We start from the raw sequence: 26,106 nt of genomic DNA, 5'->3' as shown, positions 1-26,106 counted from the left end.
TTTTATTGTTCCTCATATGCAGGATCTGTTATGATCACTTCCACACGCCTGTTTTTTTGAAGATTTTCCCTTGTGTCATTGGGGGCAATTGGTCGAGTGTCCCCATATCCAACGGCAATGAAGCGCTTCGGATCTAAGTTTTCGGTTTGAACGAGATACCGGATCACACTGCTTGCCCTTGCAGAGGAGAGCTCCCAGTTTGATGGGAATCGATATGTACCGATGGGACGATTATCCGTATGTCCCTCCACTTTCACGAAGTTTGGGATCCTCGATAAAAGATCGCCCACTTTATTTAAGAACGGATAAGCGTCCTCAAGGACCGTTGCTTCCCCTGAAGCGAACAGTGTTTGCTCCTGAAGGACCAGCACAACTCCGCGCTCGGTTCTTGTGGCCACTACAACGTCACTTAGTTTGTTTTCATTTAAGTAGCTTTGAATATCGGCTAAAAGCTGATTCAACTCTTTATCGGTTTCCTCACTGCTTTGAGGCTGAGTTTTCTCCATCTCCATTTCAGGTTCAGCTGAAGGATTCTCGAATGGAATGACAGAAGGGTAAAACTCAAGTATTTGACGCTGCTGAAAGGAATCAGCGATGGTCCTAAATTTCACGATATCAATTTGAGACATGGAAAATAGTAAAATAAAGAATACGAGAATAAGAGTAATGAGATCAGAAAAGGTTACTATCCATTTCGGTGCACCCGTAGGCTGAGACACATGTCTTCGTCTACGCTTCATCGAATGTTGCCTCCCCTTGCTTCCTGCCAGAGTACATCTCCAGTTCCTCATTGGATAAGAACACTCTCAGTTTCTCTTCCAATATTTTTGGATTTTGACCGGATTGTACACCGACGACACCTTCAATCACGATTTGTTTCATAAACACTTCTTTTTCTGTTTTCATCGCTAATTTGGATGCCATTGGTAAGAAGACAAGGTTTGCAAGGATCGAACCATATAGAGTCGTTAATAAGGCGATGGCCATATTAGGCCCTAATGACGCTGGATCATTTAAATTCTTTAACATCAGTACGAGACCAATCAAGGTACCGATCATCCCCCAGGCAGGTGCATATTCCCCCGCCTTGTCCAGTAAACTTTTATTTTTACGATGCCGCTCTTCTAAAGCGATGATTTCGGCATTCATGATATCCACAATCACGTCCTGCTCAATTCCATCGACGGCTAACAGGACTCCTTTTCGAATGAAAGGATCCTCAACCTCTTCCACTTCCGCCTCTAAAGCGAGAAGGCCTTCACGTCTCGCTTTTTCTGATAGGGTCACAAACGTGCGAATGAGGCCCTGAAGATCGTATTCCTCGTCACGAAAGGATTCTCTCATCACTTTCCCCAGTTGCTTCAATTCCTTAATAGAGAAACTGACCAGCATGGCAGCGATCAACCCGCCTATCACAACAAACATAGATGGCAGATCCACAAAGGAACTGAAGCCTGTAACACCAGCGTTCGTAATGATGGCGAAAGCAACGAATAGAAACCCTACTACAACCCCGATTGGTGTAAGAACATCAAGCTTTTTCATTTTGACTCTCCCTACAAAAAAAAGTTCTGTTTGTCTTTATCTCTTATATCGACAAACTTCTTATTTTGTTGAGTTCCGATGTTCAATTCGATGAGGAAGAACAACTGTAGATTCTTCAACCGTTTCTTTGTTCATATATTTCGTTAATAATCTCATCGCCACAGCCCCGATATCATATAAAGGCTGAACAACGGAAGTTAACTGTGGTCGAACCATAAGCGCCAATCTTGTGTTATCGAAGCTGATCACTTCAACTTCATCAGGAATGGACACGTTTTGATCCTGCGCACCGTGAACGACTCCAAGAGCCGTCTCATCATTTCCGACGAATATAGCGGTCGGCTTATCCTCAAGCTCAGAAAACCTCTGCCAGGCTTCAAGTCCTGAATCATACGTGTACTCACCTTCAACCACCAGGTCGTCACTATATTCAACTCCGGCTTTAGCGAGTGCCTCACGATACCCTTCTAATTTAAACTTCATGTTGATTGTATCGTGGAAAGGACCACTTACAAATCCGATACGCTTATGTCCTTTTTCCAACAATTCCGTAACAGCATCGTAGGAAGCCGCTTTGTAGTCGATATTAACTGAAGGAACCTTGCTTGTTTCTTCCACAGCTCCAGCTAATACGATTGGAACCGGGGAACGTTCGAATTCCTGGACATGTTCCTCGGAAATGTGCCCGCCAAGGAACAGAATTCCGTCCACTTGTTTACCAAGCATCGTGTTAAGAAGATGAAGTTCCTTCTCCGCATTTTGATCCGAGTTACTTAAGATAATATTGTATTTGTACATGGTTGCGATATCTTCAATTCCACGTGCCAATTCCGCATAGAAAATATTAGAGATATCCGGAATGATGACTCCGACCGTTGTTGTTTTCTTACTTGCAAGTCCCCTTGCTACTGCATTCGGACGATATCCAAGGCGGGAAATGACCTCCAGTACTTTCTTTCTTGTTGCCGGCTTTACATTGGGATTTCCGTTGACAACACGTGAAACGGTCGCCATGGAAACATTTGCTTCTCTTGCTACATCATATATTGTAACGTTCATAGCTAACTCTCCTTTACTCTTCTACTCATTTATTTATCTTATTTTACACTAAATAAACCTAAAGAAAAAAGCGATTACAATAGTTTGTTAAAAAATGCACATAATTATATTCACGTTAGTGTTTTTTCAATGTATATAGGTTATTTATCTGCAATTACCATGATAATCATACGATAGTCTCTATTTTCGTGCAACGACTCCGCCTTATTTTAATAAAAAGTTCATTATAGCATGCAGAAAAATCGGCGACCAGAATACAGGCTTACTGGAGAAGAGTATGCGTTTCGTCGATATATTTAGAATTTCGCCGTTATATACGAGATTTCGCCGTTAAAATCGGAATTTCGCCGTTAAAATGAAATTTTTGCCGATATCCTCAATGATGATCGGATAGTTCACCTGAAATTCACTAATTACTTCGTTCGTAGTCTGCTCAAAAAGGCTTTCCTTACAAAATACACTCACAATGACAGCATAAAATCTTTTTGAAAATCAAAAACAAAGGGTTGAACCCCATAAATAGGATCCAACCCTTCTCTTTTATATATTATACTTCGATCGTTCTTCCTTTTAACAGCTCCTGATAGAAATGATCAAATTGATCTAAATCCATTTGTTGGGCAGAATCGGATAAGGCAACGGCAGGATCAGGATGAACCTCAGCCATTACACCATCTGCACCGATGGCAAGTGCTGCTTTCGCAGTTGGAAGCAACAGATCTCTGCGTCCGGTTGAGTGCGTTACATCCACGAATACTGGCAGATGCGTTTCTTGCTTAAGAATTGGGACAGCTGAAATGTCCAATGTGTTTCTTGTCGCTTTTTCGTACGTACGAATTCCACGCTCACAAAGGATGATGTCTCCATTTCCTTGTGAAATGATATATTCAGCAGCGTTGATGAACTCATCGATCGTTGCAGCTAAACCGCGTTTAAGTAATACGGGCTTCTTCACTGCTCCTGCTGCTTTTAACAACTCGAAGTTTTGCATATTTCTCGCACCGATTTGAATCACATCAATGTATTCCAATGCGGGTTCAATATCGGCTGGATTTACGATTTCACTGACGACAGCCAAATCATATTCATCCGCCACTTTTTTAAGAATTTTTAATCCTTCGATCCCGAGGCCCTGGAAGTCATAAGGTGACGTTCTCGGTTTGAACGCTCCGCCTCGCAGCAATTTAAGTCCTTTTGCTTTAACCGCTTTTGCCACTTCTGCTACTTGCTCGTAAGATTCAACCGCACATGGACCGAAAATGAAGTGAGGCTTTCCGTCTCCAATTGAATCTCCATTGATCGTTACAATTGTATCATCCGGTTTCTTTTTACGGGAAACAAGCAGTGCTTTACGGTGATCGTCTTTTTGAAGCTCCAACCCGGCTTTAAAGATTTCTTTAAAAATATGTTCAACGGTCGAATGTTCAAATGGACCATTATTATTTTCTTTGATCAGGTCAAGCATTCCTCTTTCACGAACAGGATCATAGCGGTATACTCCCTGAGTCTCCTTGACACGCCCGATTTCCTGAACTAGTTTAGCACGTTCATTAATGGTGTCTAATAGTTTTAAGTTCATCTCGTCTACTTGTTTTCGTAATTGATCGAGCTCTTGATTACTCACAATACAGCACCCTTTCTTTTTTTATCCTGTTCATACGTAAAAACTGTTATAGTTTTAAGAAAGTATGATACATTTTTGATATTGAAACTTATTATAATAGAACATATCCAAAATGTCACGATAAAATTCTTTATTAATTAGACGCTTTTAAGCACTAAAGTATTTTAGTATTGTATGAGAATAGGCTAAAGTGGGTGAATACTAATTGAAAAATACGCAAAAAATATTTGCTTTGGACATCGGAACCCGATCGGTCGTCGGGATCATTTTAGAAGAAATTAACGGAATATTTCAAGTTTCAGATATTTTAGTAGAAGAGCATAAAAAGAGAGCCATGCTGGATGGTCAGATTCATGACGTTCCAGCAGTTGCCGAGGTCATTTGCTCCATTAAAGCACAATTGGAGAAGAAACACGGCTCCCTTCATAAAGTGTGTGTCGCAGCTGCCGGAAGAGCCCTGAAAACGGCAACCGCATCTTCCACATTAAATATAAAAGGAAAACCCCTTCTTCAAAAAAACGATATTCTTCATCTCGAGTTAAGTGCTGTCCAGCAGGCTCAAGCATTGGCAGCAGAAAACGAAAATGATACGAAGGGCTATCACTATTATTGTGTTGGTTATTCTGTCCTATTTTATCGCTTGGATGGTGAGGAAATCGGAAGTCTCATCGATCAGCAGGGGGAAGAGGCCACCGTCGAGATTATCGCAACCTTCCTTCCACGTGTAGTAGTTGAATCCTTAATTGCTGCACTGAATCGCGCTGGCTTAGAAATGGATGCCTTAACCTTGGAGCCTATCGCTGCAATTAATGTGCTGATTCCAGAATCCATGAGACGACTCAATGTAGCCCTCGTTGATATCGGAGCAGGAACATCCGATATCGCGATTACAAATCTGGGCACTATCATTGCCTATGGGATGGTTCCGACAGCCGGCGATGAAATAACTGAAGCCATCAGCAATGAACTGTTGCTGGATTTTCCTTTAGCGGAGCAAGCAAAGAGGGAGCTTCAGTCTAGAGAGGAGATTACGGTTACCGACATTCTCGGTTTTGAAACGAGTTTCCCGGCACTGGAGGTTGTTGATAAAATTGGTCCAGCTGTAGATCGTTTAGCCGGGGAGATTTCTAAGGAGATTCTCCGTTTGAACAATGGGAATCCTCCACAAGCAGTCATGCTTGTAGGAGGAGGCAGCTTAACACCTGGGCTGCCGGGCAAACTAGCCTCATCCTTACAACTTCCACACAACCGGGTCGCTGTAAGAGGCGTGGAAGCGATTCAGAATATAACCATATTGGATGAAGTAACAAAAGGACCAGAGCTCGTTACACCTATCGGAATCGCCATTGCAGCTAAACAGACACCCGTTCAATATGTCACTGCCCATGTGAACAATCAACCGGTCCGATTATTTGAAGTTAAGGACTTAACGGTCGGGGACTGTATTTTGGCTGCGGGCTTAAAACTAAGTAAATGGCACGGGGTTCCAGGGAATGGTTTCTTTGTAACAGTCAATGGTCAAGATATATCCTTACCAGGAGGCCACGGTCAGGCACCTCTTATTGAAAAAAATGGTCAGCCTAGTGCACTGGACGAAAAAATTAACAATAACGATATTATCACTGTTCACAAAGGAGAGAACGGGTCTTCACCAAGCGTAACGATTGGAGATCTATTAGATACCTCTACTTCTAAACAGATTGTGATAGATGAGAATCCTTTTTTACTAGCTCCTCTCATCTACAGAAACAATCAACCTGCCTCCCTTGAAGAGACCATTCAGGACCGTGATTGTATCCAGATCGAATTGATGGAATCACTCTTCGACGTGTTAAAGCATTCAGGGTATGAAGAGTGGTTAGAAAGCACTAAGCCCTATCGTATTTCCATCAATGGAAAAGACACCTTCTTCCCTGTTTATAGTGGGAGGCTATTCATCAACGGTTTTGAGGCGAAGCTTTCATCAAAGATTCAGCAGGGTGATGTCATTTCATATAAACCAGGCTTTACTCCAACGGTAAAGGAGCTTCTCGCCAAGAAACAGCTCACTGCAGGGGCTTCTATCTTCATTACTTTTAACGGAAAGAAAGTAGAGCTTATGAAAGAGAGCAGCCGTGTTTATCGAAATGGCAGCAGACTTGAAATGGACGATCGTTTAATTTCCGGGGATTCGATTGAAATTGAAGAACAACCAATAAGCTCATTTATCTTCCAGGACTTATTTAATACTGTTGAAATCACCATGCCTTCTCATGCGAATGGGAGCTTCATACTCTTGAAAAACGGAGAGGAAACCACCTTTTATGAAGAAATTAAACAGGGGGATGAACTCGAAATCGTCTGGCCTCAGTCCACACGCTGAATGAAAGAATAGCAGACAACAAAAAAACTGGCATTCACGCCAGTTTTTTTGTTTATGATCCAACTTGTCCAGGTACGCTGCTCGTACGATTAGTTGGATGGATATTATTGCTGTTATCGTAGGTAGCAGTTGAACTCGTTGAAGTCTGTGAGCTGTTTACTGAAGATGTCGTGTCTCCTGTCACTTCTTCACCTGCTTCTCTCACTTTACCGCCAATATTCTTCAATTCCTCTCCCGCTTCCTTCGTTGTAGCGATAATTTCTGAAGAATCTTCCTTTACTTGATTCACTTGATCGATTACATCATCATTCACCTTTTCATAAAGGCTCTGTGCGTCGGTGATCGCATCCTTTAACACAGTGGAAGCCGTTTTAAGGCGATCCTGCCAGTCGTTCATAACTCCCGATGGATTCTCCCTTACCTTTGCCACCATTCCCATTGTAGAGTCCTTCACATTGGATGTTCTGGATGATACTCTTTTTCTCGTTGTTTTATCAAGCATAGCTAATGCGCCGCCTACTACAGCTCCCACTACCATGCCTTTTAATAACTTACCATTCTTCTCACCGGAAATGCCGTTCATCGCAGTCGTATTACTCGTTTGAGTATTATTAGGTACAGTCTGAGTCATGAATCGTTCCTCCTAATTTACTATCAATAAATTTTATTCTTATAGAGTAAATTCCCTGTATTATAGAAAGTAAACACATGGGAGGGAATTACCAAATTTTTATATAAAAGCATGCAATCTTTCTTCACTCTTAAAAAAAATGCATAACTTCCTCGCCATAAAAAAATGCTCTGTTTGCATTGTTTGATTCATTTATTTAAAAGATAGTTCAATGATCTCCTTGATAGTTTGTTTTAGGAACAACGCTCAACAAGGTCACAATAGGAGCAATTTTGTGATTGAGAATCTATACTTATAGCATTCACAATGGAGTACCACAGAGTGGATTGTAGCGGAAGTCACTTGACTCCTGCGGGAGATAGGGGAAATGTCGAGACCACGCAGGGCCAAAGCCTGAGGAGGCTCGACTTCCTCCCCGGGGAATCTTGTGACTGGAGCGAAAAGGAACGGTCCATGTTTTAACACTACCACTCGTTCATTCATAGCAATAATATTTACGAAAAGTTCATAAAAAAAGACCCTGCAATTAAACAGAGTCCTTTCCCTACAACTTATTCAATTCATTCTCGGTAATATTCCAATGTGAAGCATTCCAGCCCGGTTTTCCTTCGATAAACAAGAAGACTTGGGGTGATTCATGCTTGATGCCGTATTTTTCGGCAATATGATTGGATAGTTCCCTTGACTCTTGAACGGCTAAATAGTAGCCGTCTTCCTCTTCATGCTTATTCAGGAATGCCTGGTATTCACTGAATGCATTTGAGCTCACTGGGCATGTTAAGCTGTGCTTCATAAAAAAGAAGCGGGAATTCGTTTCAGAAAGCTGTTCAAATTCTTGAACGGTTTCAATCTTTTGCATATCATTCATACTCCTTTACATAAAAATGTGCATTAAATAGCCGGAGACAGGCGTGCCCCTTTGCATTTTTATTCCAACAAAAAAACGGTGAAGTAATCATATCACTTCACCGCCCTTAGAATCAATTATTATTGATTGTATGTTTTTTCAGTTTCGTCAAATGCCTTTTTTGTTTCTTCAAGCTTTTGATTCACATCTTCTGATTCTTCCACAGGTGTTTCACTTACAGCAACAGCTTGAAGCTCGTCATTTGTTTCTTGGAGCTCGTTATTATTTGAGCGGTATGATTTTAGCTTTCCAACGACATTGTTGGATTGCTCCTGTACTGATTTTGAAAGTGCAGATGATTTTTCTTTGGCTACCGCAGCAAGCTCATTGCTCTTTTCTACAGCTGTCTCTTTCCACTGACCTGTCCTTTCTTTCAGTACTCCAGCTTGCTCGTTGATATCATGACGAAGGTCTTTACCTGATTTAGGAGCCAGTAGAAGAGCTGCTGCCGCCCCAACGATTCCTCCGATAAGTGTTCCGATCATGAAGTCTTTTGAGTTAATGTTGTTGCTGTCGTTTGTTTGGTTTTGGTTTTGGTTCTGATTTTGATTGTACTGTTGTGTCATTTGAAAATTCCCCTCTCTAATTGTTATAAGATCTTGCTCTTTTAATCAATTTTTCTCGAGATCGAACTTCTTTAGATGCTTGGTTTTGAACAGCTGCATCAGGTTGACTTGGCTGTTTTTCCTGTTTTTGTTTCCATTTGTCCTTTAAATCGATAAAGGCATTTCCCCACTGAACCACCTGTGAAATCTTCCCTTGATTACGTTCAAGTTCAGTTGAAATGGAAGTACTTACTTTCTTAACCGAGTTATTAAGATTCTGGATGGAATGCCCTACATCTCTTACTGCATAAACAACAGTGTTCAGCTCCTCAGATTTCTTCTGGATATCCTCAGCTAATAAATTTGTTTTATGTAGTAATTCAGTAGACTCTTTGGTTACTCCCTGAAGCTGACTCTCAAGACCCGTCAATGTAGTCGAAACACTGTCCAGGGTAGAGCCTAAAGACTTCAAGGTCTTCATGACACTCATAACTAAAATTAAAAATGCAACGGCTATTACAGCCACGCTTAGATAAAGAATGATTTCCATATGCCACACCTCCATGTATAGAAATTCTTTACCCTTATGACAAACAAATAAACATTATACTAGTATTTCTTCTTTTCTCATGAATTCTCCTGCATGAAAAAATAAAAATATTTCTTGTTTTATCATTTCTCATTTTGTTTCTTTCATCCATTAGTAAATGTTTTAGGGTACAATAAAATGGACTATATAAAAGGGGGAAGATAACTTGAAAGATCCACGTATTGAAAAACTGGCAAAAAATTTAATTCAATATTCCGTGCAGTTACAGCCTGGAGAGAAAGTATTGATCGAAAACTTCGGATTACAACGTGAGCTTGTAACAGCACTAGTTAAGGAAGCATATGCAGCTGGAGGATATCCTTTCGTATCCATCAAAGATCACTCGGTCGACCGTGCATTATTGATGGGCGCTCAAGAAGAACAATACAACATGATTGCAAGCTTTGAAGCGAATGTCATGGAACAGATGGATGCGTATATCGGTTTGCGCTCAGGTGATAATATCAGTGAACAATCGGATGTACCTGATGAAAAGATGAAGATCCATGGAAATACAATTGGTAAAAAAGTACATAGAGAAATTCGCGTCCCTAAGAAAAAGTGGGTCGTGCTCCGCTATCCTACTTCATCCATGGCACAGCTTGCCAACATGAGCACAGAAGGATTCGAAGACTTTTACTTCGATGTCTGCAATCTGGACTACAGCAAAATGGACAAAGCCATGGATAACCTGGTTGAGCTTATGAACAATACTGATAAAGTCCGTCTTGTCGGAGAAGGGACGGACCTTACATTCTCAATCAAGGACATTCCTGCAGTGAAATGTGCGGGACGCCTGAACATTCCCGATGGAGAAGTATATAGTGCACCTGTAAAGGATTCAGTAAATGGAATCATTTCCTACAATACACCGTCACCTTATAATGGGTTTACCTTTGAAAACGTGAAATTGACATTCAAAGAAGGTAAGATTGTAGAAGCTACTGCAAATGATACGGACCGCATTAACAAAATCTTTGATACAGATGAAGGGGCAAGATATGTAGGTGAATTCGCCATTGGTGTGAATCCGTATATCCAGCATCCGATGCAGGACATTTTATTTGACGAAAAAATTGATGGCAGCTTCCACTTTACGCCAGGCGAATGCTACGAAGAAGCGTACAATGGGAACCACTCGAACATTCACTGGGATATGGTGATGATTCAGCGTCCTGAGTACGGAGGCGGAGAAATCTATTTCGATGATGTATTGATTCGAAAAGATGGCCGATTTGTCATTGAACAACTTGAAGTGCTGAATCCTGAGAATTTGAAGTAAGACTGAAGAGTCACTGTCATGAAACATGACGGTGACTTTTTTTGTATTGTGAATGGTTGCATGATTGATTGGTTTAGCTGTTGTACTTCTACGTTTATTCACCTGTTGAATTTCTACACTTATTTGCCTGTTAAAAATACCTATACTATTAACAGTTGAATTCCCCCATTATTTCAACTGTCAATCCCATCCCAAACTTCTCCGAAAATAAGAAAAGAACCGGCTCTCATCAAGAACCGGTTCTTCTACATTAATTTTCTGCTATCTGTTCCTCCAGCGTTTTTTCATACGCTTGTTGGAACTTTTGTACATCTCCTGCTCCCATGAAGATAAGCACGCTGTTGTCGTGTTTTAAAAGGGCAGTCGTATCTTGTTCGTCTATAATCTCGCACCCTTCGATCTTACATTCAAGATCGTGGATCGAAAGTTTCCCATGATTTTCCCGTGCAGACCCGAAGATTTCACATAAATACACCTTGTCAGCAAGACTCAAGCTTTCAGCAAACTCAGAAAGGAAGGTTTGCGTACGTGTGAATGTATGAGGCTGGAAAACAGCGATGATTTCTTTTTCAGGATATTTTTGTCTTGCCGAATCTACGGTTGCTTTAATTTCAGTCGGATGATGAGCGTAGTCATCGATCAGGATCTGGTTGCCCACTTCTTTTTCAGAGAAACGGCGTTTAACCCCTTTGAATGAGCTTAATCTTTCCTGGACGATGGTTGTATCAAGCTCTTCGTAATGACAGATGGCAATGACGGATAAAGCATTCATGATGTTATGGTCACCGAATGTCGGGATTTTGAATGCCGCATAAAATTCATTACGGACAAACACATCGAATGAAGTGCCGGTTCTGTCCCTTGATACGTTTCTCGCCTGGAAGTCATTCTCCTCAGCAAAGCCATAAAACACGACTGGCACTTGAGCCTGGATTTTCTGTAACTGTTCATCATCTCCACATGCGATGATTCCCTTTTTCACTTGCATCGCCATCTCCTGAAAAGCAGAGAAAACGTCATCCACATTGGCAAAATAATCAGGATGATCGAAGTCAATATTAGTCATGATGGCGTAGTCAGGAAAATAAGACAGGAAGTGGCGGCGATATTCGCACGCTTCAAAGACAAAGTATTGGGCATCCACTTCCCCTTTCCCTGTTCCATCCCCGATCAGGAAGGATGTTGGCTTTGCGCCACTGATGACATGTGCCAACAATCCGGTTGTAGACGTTTTTCCGTGTGCACCGGTTACCGCTACACTTGTAAATTTCTGCATGAAGTCTCCAAGAAATTTATGATATCTAGTGAGGGGTAGACCTTGCTCTACAGCTGCCTGAATTTCTTCATGTGTATCAGGAAATGCATTTCCTGCGATCACATGCATATCCCCTCCAATGTTTTCTTTTTGGAAAGGGAGAATTTTTATATTTGATTCATCCAGAGCTTTCTGAGTAAAGAAATATTTATCTACATCAGATCCTTGGACCTCGTAGCCCATATCGTGGAGTATTTGGGCTAATGCACTCATGCCCGACCCCTTAATTCCTACGAAATGATATATAGTCATAATAGAACCTCCAACAATCGTCTATCTAAAAGCATTATATGAAATGAATATTATTTTGCTATCGGTCTTAAGCTTTTGATATTTAGTATAGAAAAAAGCGAACTTTCTTCAACTTGAAATATTATATCATTTTTTAAAATCCCTGACCATGCACAAGCTACGAAAGACTGCGGATAATGAAGTTTGGTGCTTCTTCTTTTAAATATGTTCTCCATAAAACCCCAGTTTTTTGATTCATTTGACCATAATGATGTTTCACGTCTGATAAAATCCCCTCTGATTTGACGGGGAAAACGGGACCTAAGATCCACTGATGAGTTACTAACGGGACTTTCCTCACGAAATAGATCCCACCCTCATAAATTCCCTTTTCTTCACAATTTAGGTTTGTTTTAACAGAAACTTCTTCATCCTGAATGACATTCTGACATGTAAACGTAACTTCTTCGTTCTGATTACCAATTTTTCTAATAATGATAGGCTCCCAAGCTGCAGTCAGCACGATGGCACCGAGCAGTTTGACTGATTCATGCAGTGGATGGGACTGAAGAAATTGAAAGAACAGGGTTTGGCCCTTAATGGTTTTATAATCAAACAAAAACCATTCCTGGAACAGCTTTTCTACTTCTTCAACCATTTGAGTCTCATCATGTAATAGAAAACGCTTAGAGAAAATCATCTTGGCCCGTACCTTTTCTCTTATGTTCGTTTCCTTCAATGCGTACTCATACGCTTTTTTATAGAGGTCTTTTATATGTTCCTCGGCCATTCTCTGCTTTTTTTGTTTATATTGCTCTAGATTTAAAAGGCTCTCTTGTTCTTGCATCCTCTCACCTATTCGAATTCTACTTTTTCCAGGCGGGGATTTGGACGGAGTTTTCTTCCTGCCTTGGCTTCATGGGAACCGTCAATTACGACATTATCTCCCGTAAACCCGACATGGATTTTCAGAAGACTGCTTCCTACTCCATACATATCGACTGGAACTTTATTTTCCTCAAACTGGCGAATACGATCTTCGTTAAATCCACCTGACACCACAATCTTGACGTGGTGGAAACCTTCTTCATCCAAGGCATGTCTTAATGCGTTAATCAGTTGCATGTTTACTCCCCGCGGATCAAATGTTCCCAGCACATGTTGATTACGGAGGAAGTATTTATCGATCATCATTCTTGATGTATCTACCCTTACCCCTTTTAATTCAGGGCCAAACTCCCGTGCTACCTTTAATGAGTCTGTAATGGCATCATTATTGTAGTCTACCAGGGCAATGAGCTCGTCCTCAGGAAATGTTTCCTGATAAGCTTTAGTGGCTTCTACGATATCCCCATTGAATAATTGGATCAGGGCGTGAGGCATGGTTCCCATCCCCTTCTTTCCCCACCATTCGTTCATGGCATGGGTAGCCTGGGCTGTAGATCCCCCGATAAAGGCTGCATATCCATCCCCAGCCTGCTGAGTAAAGTGATCATCCCGATCTCCCATGAAGATGACAGGCTTTTGTTTCCCTGAAATAGAGGCAGCTTTCATTACATTATAGACACTTGTCGCAACTGATGTTCTTCTTGCCAGGATACCATCGATGATTCCTTCTAAATAGCCAAAGTCCTGGTAACGGCCCTTGATGGTCAGAACCGTTTCAAATGGTGAGATTTGATCCCCATCCTTTAAGGAATGGATTTCCAGATTTTCCGGGTTATCGGCGAAACTATGTAGAAGTGCAATCACTTCATCCGTTCCACAAATAACGGAATGATTCTTTTGAAAGAATTGCATGGTGACAACGGCATCGGGTTTATACTTCTTGGCAATTTCCTTCGTTTTCAAAAAATAAACCGCTGAAAACCAGCCATCCTTGATTCTTTCGTCAAACTTAAATGTATGATTGGTCAATCTGTTGAGTTTTCCTTGAAGTTTCAATTCTATTTCTTTCATCACTAAAGCTCCTTATGGCTCTTCCTACACAAAAATAGGTATTCTGTTTACTGAATCCTAAAAGGACACATATAAACAGAATACCATGTATTAAATGATTCTACTAGTCTATGCCAGAGTCTCCAATTCACTTTCGGAAATTAGGACATCCCTTGGTTTACTGCCTCTGGACTCTGAAATAATTCCATTACTCTCCATCATTTCCATCAATCTTGCTGCCCGGTTATAGCCGATTCTGAATCTGCGCTGTAATCCCGATGCAGAAGCCCCTCCCTGATCGACGACAAACTCACAGGCTTCTAAAAATAATTCATCTTCTTCCTCGGTAACCTGTGCCTTCTTGATCAATTCATCCTGTTGGAAGAGATAATCCGGCTCTCTTTGCTCTCTTACATGATTGATGATGTCATCTATTTCGTCATCGGACACGAAGGTTCCCTGCAGGCGGACCGGCTTCGATGAACCATTTTCCAGGAAGAGCATATCTCCCTTACCAAGAAGCCTTTCAGCCCCGCTTCCATCAATGATCGTTCTTGAATCGACGCTTGATGATACGGAAAACGCCACTCGTGTCGGTACATTGGCTTTGATCAAGCCTGTAATGACATCGACTGAAGGCCGTTGAGTAGCAATGATTAAATGAATCCCACATGCACGTGCCTTCTGGGCAATCCGGCATATCGCTTCTTCAACATCTGCAGGCGACATCATCATCAAGTCAGCTAACTCATCAATGACTATGACTAAATACGGCAGCATATCGCTGTATTGTTTATTCCGTTTCGCCAGTTCATTGAAGCGTTTAATATCCCTTACACCTGTATGAGCGAATAACTCGTATCTTCTTTCCATTTCCTCAACAGCCCATTTAAGAGCTGCAGTAGCTGCCTTTACGTCTGTTATGACCGGACTGACGAGATGTGGAATCCGGTTATAGGGTGCAAGCTCTACCATCTTTGGATCAATGAGAAGCATCTTCAATTCATCCGGTGATGCTTTGTACAAAAGACTTACGAGTATCGAGTTGATACACACACTTTTCCCTGATCCGGTAGCACCGGCGATGAGTCCATGTGGCATTTTGCTTAAATCAGTCACGATCGGCTGTCCGGAAATATCGAGACCAAGAGCGGCGGTCAGAGGGGAAGAGGGCTCTTGAAACTCAGGACTCGCGATCACTTCACTAATGCAGACTGGACGGCTCTCCCGGTTAGGCACTTCAATACCAATCGTATGCTTACCGGGAATAGGGGCTTCCATTCGGATATCCCTTGCAGCCAGGCTCAGCTTAATATCATCTGATAGATTGGTAATTTTATTCACCTTCACTCCAGGTTCCGGTTGAACCTCGAACCGCGTGACTGATGGACCTTGTGTGACATTCACTACTTTGGCCCTCACGTTAAAGTTATGAAGGGTTTCGTCCAGTAATATTCTTTGTGAATCGAGCCACTTTTCGCTCATTTCCTTTGATACAGGAGGCATCAGATAATCCACTTCAGGAAAAACATAGTCTCTTGTCCTTTTAGAAGATGAGCTTAATTCGCTATAACTCTTTACCGCCTCTTCTCCTTGAACAGAACTTTGTTGAGACGTTTTCTGTTCAGGATGATGAATGGATGTCGCTTCTTCCATTTTTTCTTGCTTTACTTCCAGGACAGGTTGTTCCCTCTTCTCCGGTTTTTCTTCAGCCTGAGTTAATGTTTCGCCCTCACTTTCCTTGCGGATGGGAGTCGAATCATTACTAGCTGATCGTTTTCGCGTATCTAACTGTCGCTTATCCTGTTTCAGCATCAATACGTTAAAAGGAAGGTGAGACCTCTTACGTCTCTGCGGTTCTTCCTTCTTCGGCTCTTGTTGGGAACGTACAGGTTCTGATACTTCCTCTACTCGTTTCTCTTCAATCGTGGATTCACTTTGTGCAACAGGTTCTTGAACAGGATGAACGGGTTCATGGACATGTTCTTCATTTACTTCATCTTCACTTGAAGAATGAACAGGTTGTTGCGGTGGATCTTCCTGCACCGAATCATGACGCTCTTTCTCTTCATGTGATGAATATTCCAGCTCTTGTCGTGGTTGTTCCATTTCAGATATAAGTGAAACACGTTCATTTGTTTCCTGGGAAACTTCTTCAGTGATCTCCACTTTTCGATCTGGATTCTCTACTGGAATTGTTTCATTGATATCTTCAGTATCTACCATTACAGTATCTTCAATCTGCGATTCTTTACGATGTACTTCCGGGAAATTCGTAATCATCTCAGCAGGTTCATCGTTACCAGGTTTTTCTGGTTCAGCTGTTTCAACTTCGACTATGGATGCCGATTCTTTTTCCACGGGAATTGAATTCTCTACTACAGATAGTGCCTCATGACCAATCACAGCTTCTTTGTTCTCTTCTTCATTATGTAAAAATTTCTTAAGCTCGAACTCTACCTGGTCTTCTTTTTTTACCGGTCGTCCTCTAAAACCATAAATTGGTGAAGGGATTTCTGTAGGGGTGAAAGGCCTGCTGTTTCCCTTTTCCACTTTAGGAGATTTCTTCGATTGGACTTTAGCCGATGTTTTTTCTTCTTTCCACTTTCTATTTTTAGAAGCGTGGTCCTTACTCTTTTCCTTTTGTTCCTTGGGTTGCTCTTCCTTCTCCTGATTTCTTCGATTTCTATTCGTTCGTGGACGCTCAATATTTTCTCCATCCGATATGAGGGGAAAACGAAAAGTCCCTTTAGGATATTGATACGTCATCCTTGCTTCTACATCACGTGAATGGTTGGGCCCTACTATATTTTTACGTTCAGTCTTTTTACGTTCAACATGCTGAACTTCATCATTGGTTTCCTCATAAAACTCTTCAAATTGATCATCATTATCTGATAATTTACCAAACATTTTTTTAATCCAGCTCACAAACATCACTCTTTCTTTCATACTTATTTATATTTTATCAGTTAAAGAGAAAAATTCGAGTCATTTCGATAGAATAAGAGAATTGTTAAAGAATTGTGTCGAAACAAACATAGGTGTAAAGAGATTGTAATACGAATTTTGCAAGGCTAATTTCAGATCTGTGTTACTAAGCCCGTAGTGGTTGATTTCCACTTCAATCAACTTATGAATGATCCCGTCACTTTCCAGTACTCAGTAAGAAAATCTTAATGAAAAACTACTATGAACAAGTTTCTATTAGTTTTCAATCGTACGACCCCTAACTTAAATAAAAATAAAAATACCTGAGCCCATACTCCGGACCCAGGTATATATTTTTAAGCTGTGAATGGTTGACCTACTTGGTAAGTATCTTCAAGAACGAGAATCCCTTTTTCTTGAGGGGCATCTGGAAGTGCAAGTTCTTTGGCAGAACAAATCATGCCTGATGATGCCACTCCGCGAAGCTCTGCATCTTTGATGACCATTCCGCTTGGCATTACAGCGCCAACTTTCGCAACAACGACTTTTTGTCCTTTGTCAACGTTAGGAGCACCACACACGATCTGAAGAGTTTCATCCCCAACATCCACAGTACAAATGTTCAATTTATCTGCATTTGGATGCTTTTCTTTTTCAGACACATACCCTACCACGAATTTTGGTGAAAAGTCTGCCTCCAATACCTCATCGAAACCGTTCTTTTTGATGGCTTCATTGATCAATTGGAGCTTACCTTCATTCATTTCGACAGGTCCCACATCACTTAAATCCATATACTTTGATGCTTGGAATAGGTTATACCCAAGTGTCTTCCCTGTTTTCTCATCAAACAAACGTGCAGCATCTTCTTTTCTTTCGTGCTGAACTTCTCCCTCAAACCCTGGTTCCATTGTAACGATCAGGGTATCACCAATACCTTCTAAGTTATAAAATACGTTCATCATTTCTTCTCCCTTTCCTTTTTGCGATTTTTTGCCAGAATGAAGATCGGCTCCAGTTCTCCTTCTTCATATACAAAGGATAGTGCCGTTATCGGAACATTTCCTGTCGTAAAGAAACTCATGGTCATCTGGGCAAGGACGTCATAGCCGGTTTCATTGCGGATATCCCCGATGACTAATACATCCTGATGAGGTACGGATACAGTCATCTCACCTTGAACATCCTTACTTACCTGCTTTAAGAAGGCATCATTTAAAATGCGACTTGCATCGTATCCATCATTATTGTTCAGAAAATAGAAGATGTTACCTGCGACTTTGTCCTTCTTCATGTCCGTTGGTAAGCTTCTGACATTGAATAAGGCGGTCTCCTTCATTTGCTCGTGAGTCCATCCTTCAGCCTTTAACATATTTTCATCTAATAGGCGGTAAGTTTTCCCCAGGTCAACAGCATAATAGATACGCGTTTCAGCTGTATGATCATCTGTAACGAGGGCAACCCCTTCATTGGATTCGGTCGCAAAAGAAGTGGAACGGATCACTGGAAACACTTTTTTTTCTTTGTTCCCAAGATCTGCTTCGGTACCCATTACGTTTAAAGCTTCTTCCACGTAATAAACCACTTCATCGATAATGGACTTATTGTTTTCTTTCCACTTGGATACAATCGGAGGCAGAGCGACGTTGATTCCTTTTTTCGTATCCGTGTTCTCAATTCTAAGAAGATCCTTATCTCGATCATATGTAAACGTACGATTCGGTTTCTCTAATCGTTCCTGGAGTATACCTTTTAGCTTTTTAATGTCCAAATCTGATCCTCCTTTGGTGGTACTATTATAATAGAAAGTATCGGTCCTAAACTTTCATCGTTGATTCATTCACTTATAACATTTTACATCAAAATGCATAGAATACAAAAGGAACCTGTCTCATTTAAGGCAAAAAGAAAAGGGATCCCAGAATAAGGTGATCCCTTTTCATCCTATTATGAAGATAATGTGTTCATGAAGTTCTCGATTTGTTCTTTTGTTTTACGGTCTTTATTAACAAATCGTCCAAGTTCACGGCCGTCTCCGTATGCCAGAAAGCTTGGAATTCCGAAGATATCCAATTCAATGCACAGATCAATGAATTGATCTCGATCTACGTATAGGAACGTGTACTCTGAGTATTGGCTCTCTATTTCCGGAAGGATCGGCTCGATGATTCTGCAATCCGGACACCAGTCCGCTGAAAACATAAATACATACTTGCCGCTTTCTTTCAACTGGTGAAACTCTTCCACTGATTCAAGTTTGCGCATATTATTTGCCCCCTGTTTCAATCGTCATTTGATTAGGTTTGATCCAACCTAGTTTACGCATATATTCAGATATTAACAGGCTTATGAATGCAGGTCCAACAAAATGCAACAGAAGGATTCTCAATGTTACATCCCAACTGAATCCCATCGTTTTAAAGGTCATGATTTGACCGACGAATCCGCTGGTTCCCATTCCGGCTCCGGCAGCATTATTCTCCATTAACCATATCGTGGTTCCGATGGGTGCCAATATCATGCCCGCAACTGTGGGAGGAATGAGAATGCGGGGATTTCGGACAATATTAGGTACTTGAAGCATGGAAGTACCTATTCCTTGAGCCAATAATCCACCGACTTTATTCTCCCTGTAACTGATGACAGCAAATCCTACCATTTGAGAAGCACATCCAATCGTTGCGGCTCCGGCAGCGACTCCATTCAATTCAAGCATGAGGGCAATGGCCGCGCTCGAAATCGGTGCCGTCAAAGCAAGACCCATGAGGGCTGCAACCAGAATCCCCATAGTAATCGGGCGTTGCTCTGTAGCCCAGCTGATCCAACTGCCAAACAGGCTCATAAAGTCTGCAATTCCCGGCCCTATAAAGTAAGCTATCGTAAACCCTGAAAAGATGGTGACGAATGGGGTGACAATGATATCCACTTTCGTTGTTTTGCTGACTAGCTTACCGATTTCCGTTGATATGACAGCTGCTACATAAGCTCCCGCCGGTCCACCTAAGCTTGCGCCTGCTGCTCCGGTAACAACCGCAGCAAATAGGACAAGTGGTGGTGCCCCGAGACCAAAGGCAATGGCTGCCCCTATTGCAGGACCCATCAAGCTGATCGCAAGACCGCCCATCTCTATGAAAAATTCACTTAACCCAGGGGGGATGGGAAGCTGTTCCCCGATCGTCTTAATGATTAATCCGATAATCAACGAACTGAACAACCCTAATGCCATATAACTTAACGCATCTATGAAATAAACCTTTGCAGATAATGTAATGCCTTTACTCTTTAAGAATTCTCTCACTTAAGTCCTCTCCTCCTTGTTAACCCTTCTACTTTTACTAGTGTAAAGACACTTGTTTATTTTGTCTATATATTTTACCTTTATCGGGCAATCAATTACCTTTATCGGGCAATCAATTACCTTCTATTTTCCTTTATTAAATCGTACCTATTCACATATAATAAAAAAACCGATTTTCCGCCTAAGTGGAAAATCGGTCTCTATCGTTATGATTTATGTTTAACTGAAGCTGCTATTTTCATCATCATCTCTGCATGATCTGCTAGATCATCTAATTCCACTTGTGTCGTTACCTTCGTTCCACCCACTCCAACCATAAGTTCGTATTCTTCCGTATCGGGCAGTTCCTTAATGACATAGTATCCTAAGCGATTGTCCTCTTTAAAAGTCCCATGTTTCAAGAGATTTTCATTGTCACTAATGGCCATTTTATATAGAAGTTCACTATCCTTATTTTCTTGAGGGTTTGTAAAAAGTATAAAAGTATCAGAGCTTTTGGATATAATGATATTATTTGGCGATTCTTTTTCTATTTTGGCTCCAAATGGGAGATAAAAGTTAATGTTTCCAGCCTCTTCTTGGGCTGTTTCATTTGAGCTTAATGTGTTCTCCACCACTTCAGCTGTCTTTTCTTTTTCTTGATCGATCGTTGTGTTGCATCCGGCTAAAATAAGCACAAGAATAAAGAAAATGACTGTGTATTTGATTTTCATCCTATACTTATCCTCCCTTTCATGCTTAGGACCTACGCTTATGATACCCTCACAAAGTCCCATTGACAACCCTTACAATCAGAAATCCTGCCTTTTTAATGGGAAAATAGGTTATTTTTAACTTACATAGGGTATTTATGATAAAATAACTAAAAACAGGAGGGTGTAAATCATGGAATTCACAGTGTATCTGGCAGGGGAAATACATAGTTCCTGGAGAAACGAGCTTAAAGAGAAAGCAGAAGAGCATCGCCTCCCTTTATCTTTTGTCGGTCCAATGGAAAATCACGAACGTTCCGATGCAATCGGGGAAGAAATTCTTGGTGAACAACCAAATAGAATACTCCGCGATGAGGCAGCTTCGAGTATTAACAATCTTCGAACTGAGTTACTGATGAAAAAGGCAGATGTGGTGATTGCCTTGTTTGGAGAAAAATACAAACAGTGGAATACTGCTACGGATGCGAGCACCGCCATCACACTTGGAAAGCCTCTTATTCTTATTCGTCCCGAAGAATTGCATCATCCGTTAAAAGAACTTTCAAACAAGTCACATGTTACCGTAACAAACATAGATCAGGCGATTAAGACGTTATCATACGTTTTTGAAACGGAATAAAATCATGAAAATAAGCATGCCGTCCAAATTGGAAGGCATGCTTATTTTTATGCCCATTACAAAAATCCCGGAACTTTTTTACTATATTAAAATAATTTAATATTGGCAATATAAAGACATTTTATGTTATTATTAACAATTTGTAAACTTTTTTTGACTTTATGAAAATATTAAAATATTATAGTAAAAGAATAAGGGAGGTAGTAACATGTCATCAATGAATAAACAGAAAATTGTGGATAGTGTCCCTCAAAAAGGTTTCTTTGGACATCCGAAGGGATTATTCACTTTATTCTTCACAGAATTTTGGGAGCGCTTTTCCTATTACGGAATGCGTGCCATCCTCGTATTCTACATGTACTATGAGGTTTCAAAAGGCGGTCTGGGCCTAGAGCAAAACACAGCTTTAGCAATCATGTCGATTTATGGTTCACTTGTATATATGTCCGGAGTAATCGGAGGCTGGTTGGCAGATAGAATATTCGGAACTTCGAAAGCCGTCTTCTACGGTGGAATATTCATCATGTTTGGTCATATTGCTTTATCATTTCCAGGAAGTTTAGCCATGTTCTTTGTTTCGATGGTATTGATCGTTGTCGGAACGGGATTATTAAAACCTAATGTTTCAACTGTTGTCGGTGAAATGTACAGCGAAAGTGACACTCGCCGCGATGCAGCTTTCAGTATTTTCTATATGGGTATCAACCTTGGTGCGTTCATTGCTCCACTAATTGTTGGTAAACTAATGGAAACAAAAGGATTCCATTGGGGATTTGCGGTTGCTGCCATCGGTATGTTCTTAGGTCTTGTTGTATTCATGACAACAAAGAAAAAGAATCTTGGTCTTGCTGGCACCTATGTTCCAAACCCGCTTGCACCAGCTGAGAAGAAGAAATATGGATTAATCGCAGGAATAGTAGTTGTTGGTCTTGCTATCATTTTAGGTATTACGATTCCTGCAGGTCTATTTACATTAAACGTATTTATTAATTTAGTAGGTATCTTCGGTATCGTCGTTCCAACCATTTACTTTATTGTGATGTACTATAGTCCGAAAACAACGCAAACTGAACGTTCCAGAGTCATCGCTTATATTCCATTATTTATTGCTGCGGTTATGTTCTGGGCAATTCAAGAACAGGGTTCAACCATCCTTGCAGTTTACGCAGATAAGCGAACTGAACTGGAATTCATGGGAATCAGCATATCTCCAGCTTGGTTCCAATCGTTAAACCCGTTATTTATTATTTTATTAGCTCCAGTATTTGCTTGGATGTGGGTGAAACTTGGTGACCGTCAACCTTCAATTCCGAAGAAGTTTTCATTCGGTCTATTGTTTGCCGGTTTATCATTCTTAGTGATTCTATTGCCTGCATACTTCGGAGGAGAAGATTCACTAGTAAGTCCTTTATGGCTAGTGCTTAGCTATTTGATTGTAGTACTCGGTGAGCTATGCTTATCACCAGTCGGTCTTTCTGCCACAACCAAATTAGCTCCGGAAGCTTTCTCTGCTCAAACGATGAGTCTTTGGTTCTTAGCTTCTGCTGCTGCACAGGCGCTGAATGCACAACTTGTCCGTTTCTACACACCAGAAACAGAAACGCTGTACTTCGGGGCAATCGGAGGTATGGCAATTGTATTGAGTATTGCTCTATTCCTGCTTTCACCTAAGATTCAGGAATATATGAAAGGTGTAAAATAATTGATTTAACCCTCTGAATGTTTTCAGAGGGTTTTTATATACCTGAATGGATATACTCCCTTAATGTCTGAAAAGTATAAAAAGAACTCCGCTTTAAAACGGAGTTCCATTCTAACAATTAGAAAAAGTCACAATCACATTTTCTTTTACGTCTGCTTCTACGATGATCTTCCGTTCCTAAGACATTATCTCTTCTATGACAACCACATTTTCTACGTTTATCTTCATCGTCATCTCTTCTTCTGCGACGTCTTCTACGATTATCATCTAATCCAAATACATCATCTCTGCGGTCACATCTTCTCCTGTCACCGAAAAGGAACTTATCCCAGTCACAGCATTTTCTGTCATCACGGCGGTCATCACGGCGGTCATTACAAAAATGGCATCCCATAAATTCTTACCTCCTTAGAAAGAATTTATCAGATAAAATAAAGTCTGATATACTCCATCTTATGAATAACAGGTAGATTTGGTATGGGCCAAGTACCCTCTAAGGGCAAAAGTCTATCGATTATTTGTCCCGCTTTTTGTTTCTGAACTGCCACTGACCTATTAAGAGCTGTACCACGTGCAGAAACATCGCCTCTCTCGTAATGAGTCCATTCGTAAACACACCCATTGCGCCCTCTTTTTTTCTTATCCCGGAGGTTTGAGTGTACTCATCCATCAAGGGTCCAAGCTCTTCCCCTGCCTTTAACCGACTGCTGAGTTCTTTAGGAAGAAGGATTCTGGCACCTCCACCAATGATTTCGTTGCCGCTCCGATCCACGAGTGCCCCCCAGTTACAGACAAACATTCCGTAAAGTGATTCCGTCACTCCTCCTTCAAGACCGATCCCCATATCGCTATCTGTTGCCCGTAATATGTTCTTGGCACGATTTAACGCACCTTCGATGGTCTCTTGATCAGAGATTGGCTGTTCACCTACATTTGAATCTGTTTTGAAACACTCGAATTCAACGTCCTCATAATGTTCCTGAAAAGCCATTTGAATGGCTTGCACCTTTGCGGGATTTGTAGTTCCAATTGCTATCTTCAACAAATTGATACCTCATTTCTAAGAGAGAGTCACTCCCTTTTTTCTCTATAAAAAGACTGTCTCAAGGAGAACATGAATGAGACAGCCTATTGGTATATTTTTTTATAAACGTGAATTATCCATTGGACTTAATGGATTCAATTGTGGAACGGTCACATTGCTTCACTAATTTGACAATCAGTTCTTTCGCAGCCGCATAATCATCTACATGGATCATGGATGCATGTGTGTGAATATATCTTGAACAGATACCAACAACGGCACTTGGAACCCCTTCATTTGACATATGTACTCTTCCAGCATCTGTTCCGCCTTGGGAAACGAAATATTGATATGGAATGTCATTTGATTCAGCTGTATCAAGAACGAATTCCCTGATGCCTCTGTGGGTAACCATTGAACGGTCAAGAATTCGAAGGAGAGCACCTTTCCCTAATTGGCCAAATTCATTTTTATCCCCTGACATATCATTTGCCGGACTCGCATCGAGGGCAAAGAAGATATCCGGATTAATCATATTGGCTGCTGTCTGGGCACCTCGTAATCCTACTTCCTCCTGAACCGTGGCTCCGGAATATAGAGTGTTTGGAAGTGTCATCCCTTGAAGCTCTTTTAGCAGCTCAATGGACAATCCGCATCCATAACGGTTATCCCAAGCCTTTGCCAGTATTTTTTTCTCATTCGCCATAGGTGTAAACGGACAAATCGGCACGATCTGCTGTCCTGGTTTAATCCCGATTTCCAGTGCATTATCCCGATCATCAGCACCGATATCAATAAGCATATTCTTGATTTCCATCGGCTTTCTACGCTGTTCTTCTCCGAGCAGGTGAGGAGGGATGCTTCCGATCACACCTGTAATCGGGCCGTTCTCCGTGATGATCTGAACACGCTGAGCAAGCAGAACCTGACTCCACCAGCCTCCAAGGGTTTGAAAACGAATCATTCCATTCTCCGTAACAGACGTGACCATAAACCCTACTTCATCCATGTGTCCTGCAACCATCACAACAGGATCCTGATCATTGCCTTTTTTCACTCCAAAAACCCCGCCGAGACGATCCTGAACAATGTCATCTGAGTATTGAGACAATTGTTCTTTCATAAACTTACGAATCGCATGCTCATTACCGGGTGCTCCCGGCAATTCAGTCAATGTTTTAAAAAGTTCCAACGTATCTTGTTTCATGTCATATGCCCCTTTTATATAAAATCTACCTTATGTATAATCTTATTTTACAGAACTTTCGAACGTCTTACCACCAATTGAGAAGAAAAGGAGTTCTCTTTTTTATTATTTCTTTGATAGAATGTACCTATAGATGGAAAATAATCGAGAATTACTGGGGAGATATTGGGAATAGTATGCTATCCCTTGCTTGTCAGAGAAACACCAATACACATTGCCTGTGGAGGGAATAAAATGAACTGGAAATCTTTGATGATCGGAATCGGAATCGGAGTAGTAGGCGGATATTTTCTTAAAGAAAAATTGGATGATTCGAACATGGTTTCTGCCGAAAAAGTATTAAAGGACGTAAAACTTTCATTTAAAAAAGAGGGGGACATCGATGGCTCCTGGATCGGCATGAAGCCCGAAGACTATCAGAAGCACTCGGTGACAACGAAAGTCTATAAAGGCGGGGTATCCAGACGAAATGACGGGGAACTGGAGCAATATGAGTTTTTAGCAGATGCGTATACGGGCACAGTTGTGGATGTGTACCCTTTATCCTAAAAATGGAATAACTGCATCATTAAAAAGGATGATCC

Annotated in this window: 25 protein-coding genes; 5 read left to right on the top strand and 20 right to left on the bottom strand. The window is 41.1% G+C overall.

What is annotated here, in order from left to right:
* Positions 1-2 precede the first annotated feature (2 nt).
* From motS to F0342_RS17315, 4 genes are all read right to left on the bottom strand, one after another.
* Positions 3-740: a flagellar motor protein MotS gene (motS, locus tag F0342_RS17330; protein ID WP_149157103.1), complete on the bottom strand. Its 738-nt coding sequence runs from the start codon at positions 738-740 to the stop codon at positions 3-5.
* Positions 730-1,545: a flagellar motor protein MotP gene (gene motP / locus F0342_RS17325; RefSeq protein ID WP_149157102.1), complete on the bottom strand. Its 816-nt coding sequence runs from the start codon at positions 1,543-1,545 to the stop codon at positions 730-732. Before motP ends, motS begins: the two co-directional genes overlap by 11 nt.
* A gap of 60 nt (positions 1,546-1,605) precedes the next feature.
* Positions 1,606-2,604 carry a catabolite control protein A gene (gene ccpA / locus F0342_RS17320; RefSeq protein ID WP_149157101.1) on the bottom strand — a complete coding sequence of 333 codons (999 nt, stop codon included), beginning with the start codon at positions 2,602-2,604 and terminating at the stop codon, positions 1,606-1,608.
* 547 nt (positions 2,605-3,151) lie between these two features.
* On the bottom strand, positions 3,152-4,228 hold the full coding sequence (locus F0342_RS17315; RefSeq protein WP_148970963.1) for a bifunctional 3-deoxy-7-phosphoheptulonate synthase/chorismate mutase: 1,077 nt from the start codon (positions 4,226-4,228) through the stop codon (positions 3,152-3,154).
* 205 nt (positions 4,229-4,433) lie between these two features.
* Here F0342_RS17315 and F0342_RS17310 point away from each other — a divergent pair, with 205 nt between their 5' ends.
* Positions 4,434-6,590: a cell division protein FtsA gene (locus tag F0342_RS17310; RefSeq protein WP_149157100.1), complete on the top strand. Its 2,157-nt coding sequence runs from the start codon at positions 4,434-4,436 to the stop codon at positions 6,588-6,590.
* A gap of 52 nt (positions 6,591-6,642) precedes the next feature.
* On the opposite strand, the gene F0342_RS17305 is transcribed toward F0342_RS17310, so the two are convergent.
* The 4 genes from F0342_RS17305 to F0342_RS17290 form a co-directional block, all read right to left on the bottom strand.
* A complete protein-coding gene (locus tag F0342_RS17305; protein ID WP_262481786.1) occupies positions 6,643-7,221 on the bottom strand; it encodes a YtxH domain-containing protein in 579 nt (192 codons plus the stop codon).
* A gap of 544 nt (positions 7,222-7,765) precedes the next feature.
* Complete coding sequence (gene ytxJ / locus F0342_RS17300) at positions 7,766-8,080, bottom strand: bacillithiol system redox-active protein YtxJ (protein ID WP_149157099.1); 315 nt, start codon at positions 8,078-8,080, stop codon at positions 7,766-7,768.
* 128 nt (positions 8,081-8,208) lie between these two features.
* A complete protein-coding gene (locus F0342_RS17295) occupies positions 8,209-8,694 on the bottom strand; it encodes a YtxH domain-containing protein (RefSeq protein WP_149157098.1) in 486 nt (161 codons plus the stop codon).
* A gap of 16 nt (positions 8,695-8,710) precedes the next feature.
* Positions 8,711-9,223, bottom strand: coding sequence for a DUF948 domain-containing protein (locus F0342_RS17290; RefSeq protein ID WP_149157097.1), 513 nt, complete (start codon positions 9,221-9,223; stop codon positions 8,711-8,713).
* Positions 9,224-9,428: 205 nt separating this feature from the next.
* Here F0342_RS17290 and F0342_RS17285 point away from each other — a divergent pair, with 205 nt between their 5' ends.
* Positions 9,429-10,544, top strand: coding sequence for an aminopeptidase (locus F0342_RS17285; protein ID WP_149157096.1), 1,116 nt, complete (start codon positions 9,429-9,431; stop codon positions 10,542-10,544).
* A 250-nt stretch (positions 10,545-10,794) separates the two neighbouring features.
* On the opposite strand, the gene murC is transcribed toward F0342_RS17285, so the two are convergent.
* From murC to F0342_RS17240, 9 genes are all read right to left on the bottom strand, one after another.
* Positions 10,795-12,111 carry a UDP-N-acetylmuramate--L-alanine ligase gene (gene murC / locus F0342_RS17280; RefSeq protein WP_149157095.1) on the bottom strand — a complete coding sequence of 439 codons (1,317 nt, stop codon included), beginning with the start codon at positions 12,109-12,111 and terminating at the stop codon, positions 10,795-10,797.
* A gap of 157 nt (positions 12,112-12,268) precedes the next feature.
* Entirely contained in the window at positions 12,269-12,937 is a 669-nt protein-coding gene (locus tag F0342_RS17275) for a hypothetical protein (protein WP_149157094.1), read from the bottom strand.
* A gap of 8 nt (positions 12,938-12,945) precedes the next feature.
* Entirely contained in the window at positions 12,946-14,049 is a 1,104-nt protein-coding gene (locus tag F0342_RS17270) for a nicotinate phosphoribosyltransferase (protein WP_149157093.1), read from the bottom strand.
* A 108-nt stretch (positions 14,050-14,157) separates the two neighbouring features.
* On the bottom strand, positions 14,158-16,941 hold the full coding sequence (locus tag F0342_RS17265; protein WP_149157245.1) for a DNA translocase FtsK: 2,784 nt from the start codon (positions 16,939-16,941) through the stop codon (positions 14,158-14,160).
* A gap of 374 nt (positions 16,942-17,315) precedes the next feature.
* A complete protein-coding gene (gene ytpR / locus F0342_RS17260; RefSeq protein WP_149157092.1) occupies positions 17,316-17,921 on the bottom strand; it encodes a YtpR family tRNA-binding protein in 606 nt (201 codons plus the stop codon).
* On the bottom strand, positions 17,921-18,730 hold the full coding sequence (locus F0342_RS17255; RefSeq protein WP_149157091.1) for a DUF1444 domain-containing protein: 810 nt from the start codon (positions 18,728-18,730) through the stop codon (positions 17,921-17,923). Before F0342_RS17255 ends, ytpR begins: the two co-directional genes overlap by 1 nt.
* 176 nt (positions 18,731-18,906) lie before the next feature.
* The gene (locus F0342_RS17250; RefSeq protein WP_149157090.1) at positions 18,907-19,224 is read right to left on the bottom strand and encodes a thioredoxin family protein; all 318 of its coding nucleotides are present in this window, start codon (positions 19,222-19,224) and stop codon (positions 18,907-18,909) included.
* A 1-nt stretch (position 19,225) separates the two neighbouring features.
* Entirely contained in the window at positions 19,226-20,257 is a 1,032-nt protein-coding gene (locus F0342_RS17245; RefSeq protein WP_149157089.1) for a PTS sugar transporter subunit IIC, read from the bottom strand.
* Between the two features lie 206 nt (positions 20,258-20,463).
* The gene (locus tag F0342_RS17240; RefSeq protein WP_149157088.1) at positions 20,464-20,970 is read right to left on the bottom strand and encodes a hypothetical protein; all 507 of its coding nucleotides are present in this window, start codon (positions 20,968-20,970) and stop codon (positions 20,464-20,466) included.
* Positions 20,971-21,142: 172 nt separating this feature from the next.
* Here F0342_RS17240 and F0342_RS17235 point away from each other — a divergent pair, with 172 nt between their 5' ends.
* Together F0342_RS17235 and F0342_RS17230 are read left to right on the top strand one after the other, a co-directional pair.
* Entirely contained in the window at positions 21,143-21,589 is a 447-nt protein-coding gene (locus F0342_RS17235; protein ID WP_149157087.1) for a YtoQ family protein, read from the top strand.
* Positions 21,590-21,797: 208 nt separating this feature from the next.
* Positions 21,798-23,291 carry a peptide MFS transporter gene (locus tag F0342_RS17230; protein WP_149157086.1) on the top strand — a complete coding sequence of 498 codons (1,494 nt, stop codon included), beginning with the start codon at positions 21,798-21,800 and terminating at the stop codon, positions 23,289-23,291.
* Between the two features lie 118 nt (positions 23,292-23,409).
* Here the strand turns inward: F0342_RS17230 and F0342_RS17225 are convergent, their stop codons facing one another.
* The 3 genes from F0342_RS17225 to F0342_RS17215 all read right to left on the bottom strand — a co-directional run bounded on the left by F0342_RS17225 (position 23,410) and on the right by F0342_RS17215 (position 25,522).
* The gene (locus tag F0342_RS17225; RefSeq protein WP_149157085.1) at positions 23,410-23,685 is read right to left on the bottom strand and encodes a hypothetical protein; all 276 of its coding nucleotides are present in this window, start codon (positions 23,683-23,685) and stop codon (positions 23,410-23,412) included.
* A 120-nt stretch (positions 23,686-23,805) separates the two neighbouring features.
* Complete coding sequence (locus F0342_RS17220; RefSeq protein ID WP_149157244.1) at positions 23,806-24,333, bottom strand: DUF84 family protein; 528 nt, start codon at positions 24,331-24,333, stop codon at positions 23,806-23,808.
* Between the two features lie 115 nt (positions 24,334-24,448).
* Positions 24,449-25,522, bottom strand: a complete 1,074-nt coding sequence (locus F0342_RS17215) for a M42 family metallopeptidase (protein WP_149157084.1) — start codon at positions 25,520-25,522, stop codon at positions 24,449-24,451.
* A gap of 234 nt (positions 25,523-25,756) precedes the next feature.
* Here F0342_RS17215 and F0342_RS17210 point away from each other — a divergent pair, with 234 nt between their 5' ends.
* Positions 25,757-26,071, top strand: a complete 315-nt coding sequence (locus tag F0342_RS17210; RefSeq protein WP_149157083.1) for a PepSY domain-containing protein — start codon at positions 25,757-25,759, stop codon at positions 26,069-26,071.
* The last annotated feature ends 35 nt before the right edge of the window (positions 26,072-26,106 follow it).

It is taken from the genome of Bacillus sp. CH30_1T (assembly GCF_008364765.1).
Lineage (GTDB): Bacteria > Bacillota > Bacilli > Bacillales > Bacillaceae_B > Rossellomorea.
This window is presented reverse-complemented; position numbering and strand designations above follow the sequence as displayed.

Bases quoted from the DNA above. Each gene is read 5' to 3' on its own strand.
- F0342_RS17270 (WP_149157093.1), bottom strand. From the start codon at position 14,049: ATGAAAGAAATAGAATTGAAACTTCAAGGAAAACTCAACAGATTGACC.
- F0342_RS17290 (WP_149157097.1), bottom strand. From the start codon at position 9,223: ATGGAAATCATTCTTTATCTAAGCGTGGCTGTAATAGCCGTTGCATTT.
- motS (WP_149157103.1), bottom strand. From the start codon at position 740: ATGAAGCGTAGACGAAGACATGTGTCTCAGCCTACGGGTGCACCGAAA.
- ytxJ (WP_149157099.1), bottom strand. From the start codon at position 8,080: ATGCAAAAGATTGAAACCGTTCAAGAATTTGAACAGCTTTCTGAAACG.
- F0342_RS17230 (WP_149157086.1), top strand. From the start codon at position 21,798: ATGTCATCAATGAATAAACAGAAAATTGTGGATAGTGTCCCTCAAAAA.
- motP (WP_149157102.1), bottom strand. From the start codon at position 1,545: ATGAAAAAGCTTGATGTTCTTACACCAATCGGGGTTGTAGTAGGGTTT.
- F0342_RS17305 (WP_262481786.1), bottom strand. From the start codon at position 7,221: ATGACTCAGACTGTACCTAATAATACTCAAACGAGTAATACGACTGCG.
- F0342_RS17225 (WP_149157085.1), bottom strand. From the start codon at position 23,685: ATGGGATGCCATTTTTGTAATGACCGCCGTGATGACCGCCGTGATGAC.
- F0342_RS17240 (WP_149157088.1), bottom strand. From the start codon at position 20,970: ATGAAAATCAAATACACAGTCATTTTCTTTATTCTTGTGCTTATTTTA.
- F0342_RS17295 (WP_149157098.1), bottom strand. From the start codon at position 8,694: ATGACACAACAGTACAATCAAAATCAGAACCAAAACCAAAACCAAACA.
- ccpA (WP_149157101.1), bottom strand. From the start codon at position 2,604: ATGAACGTTACAATATATGATGTAGCAAGAGAAGCAAATGTTTCCATG.
- murC (WP_149157095.1), bottom strand. From the start codon at position 12,111: ATGACTATATATCATTTCGTAGGAATTAAGGGGTCGGGCATGAGTGCA.
- F0342_RS17275 (WP_149157094.1), bottom strand. From the start codon at position 12,937: ATGCAAGAACAAGAGAGCCTTTTAAATCTAGAGCAATATAAACAAAAA.
- F0342_RS17250 (WP_149157090.1), bottom strand. From the start codon at position 19,224: ATGCGCAAACTTGAATCAGTGGAAGAGTTTCACCAGTTGAAAGAAAGC.
- ytpR (WP_149157092.1), bottom strand. From the start codon at position 17,921: ATGAACGTATTTTATAACTTAGAAGGTATTGGTGATACCCTGATCGTT.
- F0342_RS17235 (WP_149157087.1), top strand. From the start codon at position 21,143: ATGGAATTCACAGTGTATCTGGCAGGGGAAATACATAGTTCCTGGAGA.
- F0342_RS17265 (WP_149157245.1), bottom strand. From the start codon at position 16,941: ATGTTTGGTAAATTATCAGATAATGATGATCAATTTGAAGAGTTTTAT.
- F0342_RS17215 (WP_149157084.1), bottom strand. From the start codon at position 25,522: ATGAAACAAGATACGTTGGAACTTTTTAAAACATTGACTGAATTGCCG.
- F0342_RS17210 (WP_149157083.1), top strand. From the start codon at position 25,757: ATGAACTGGAAATCTTTGATGATCGGAATCGGAATCGGAGTAGTAGGC.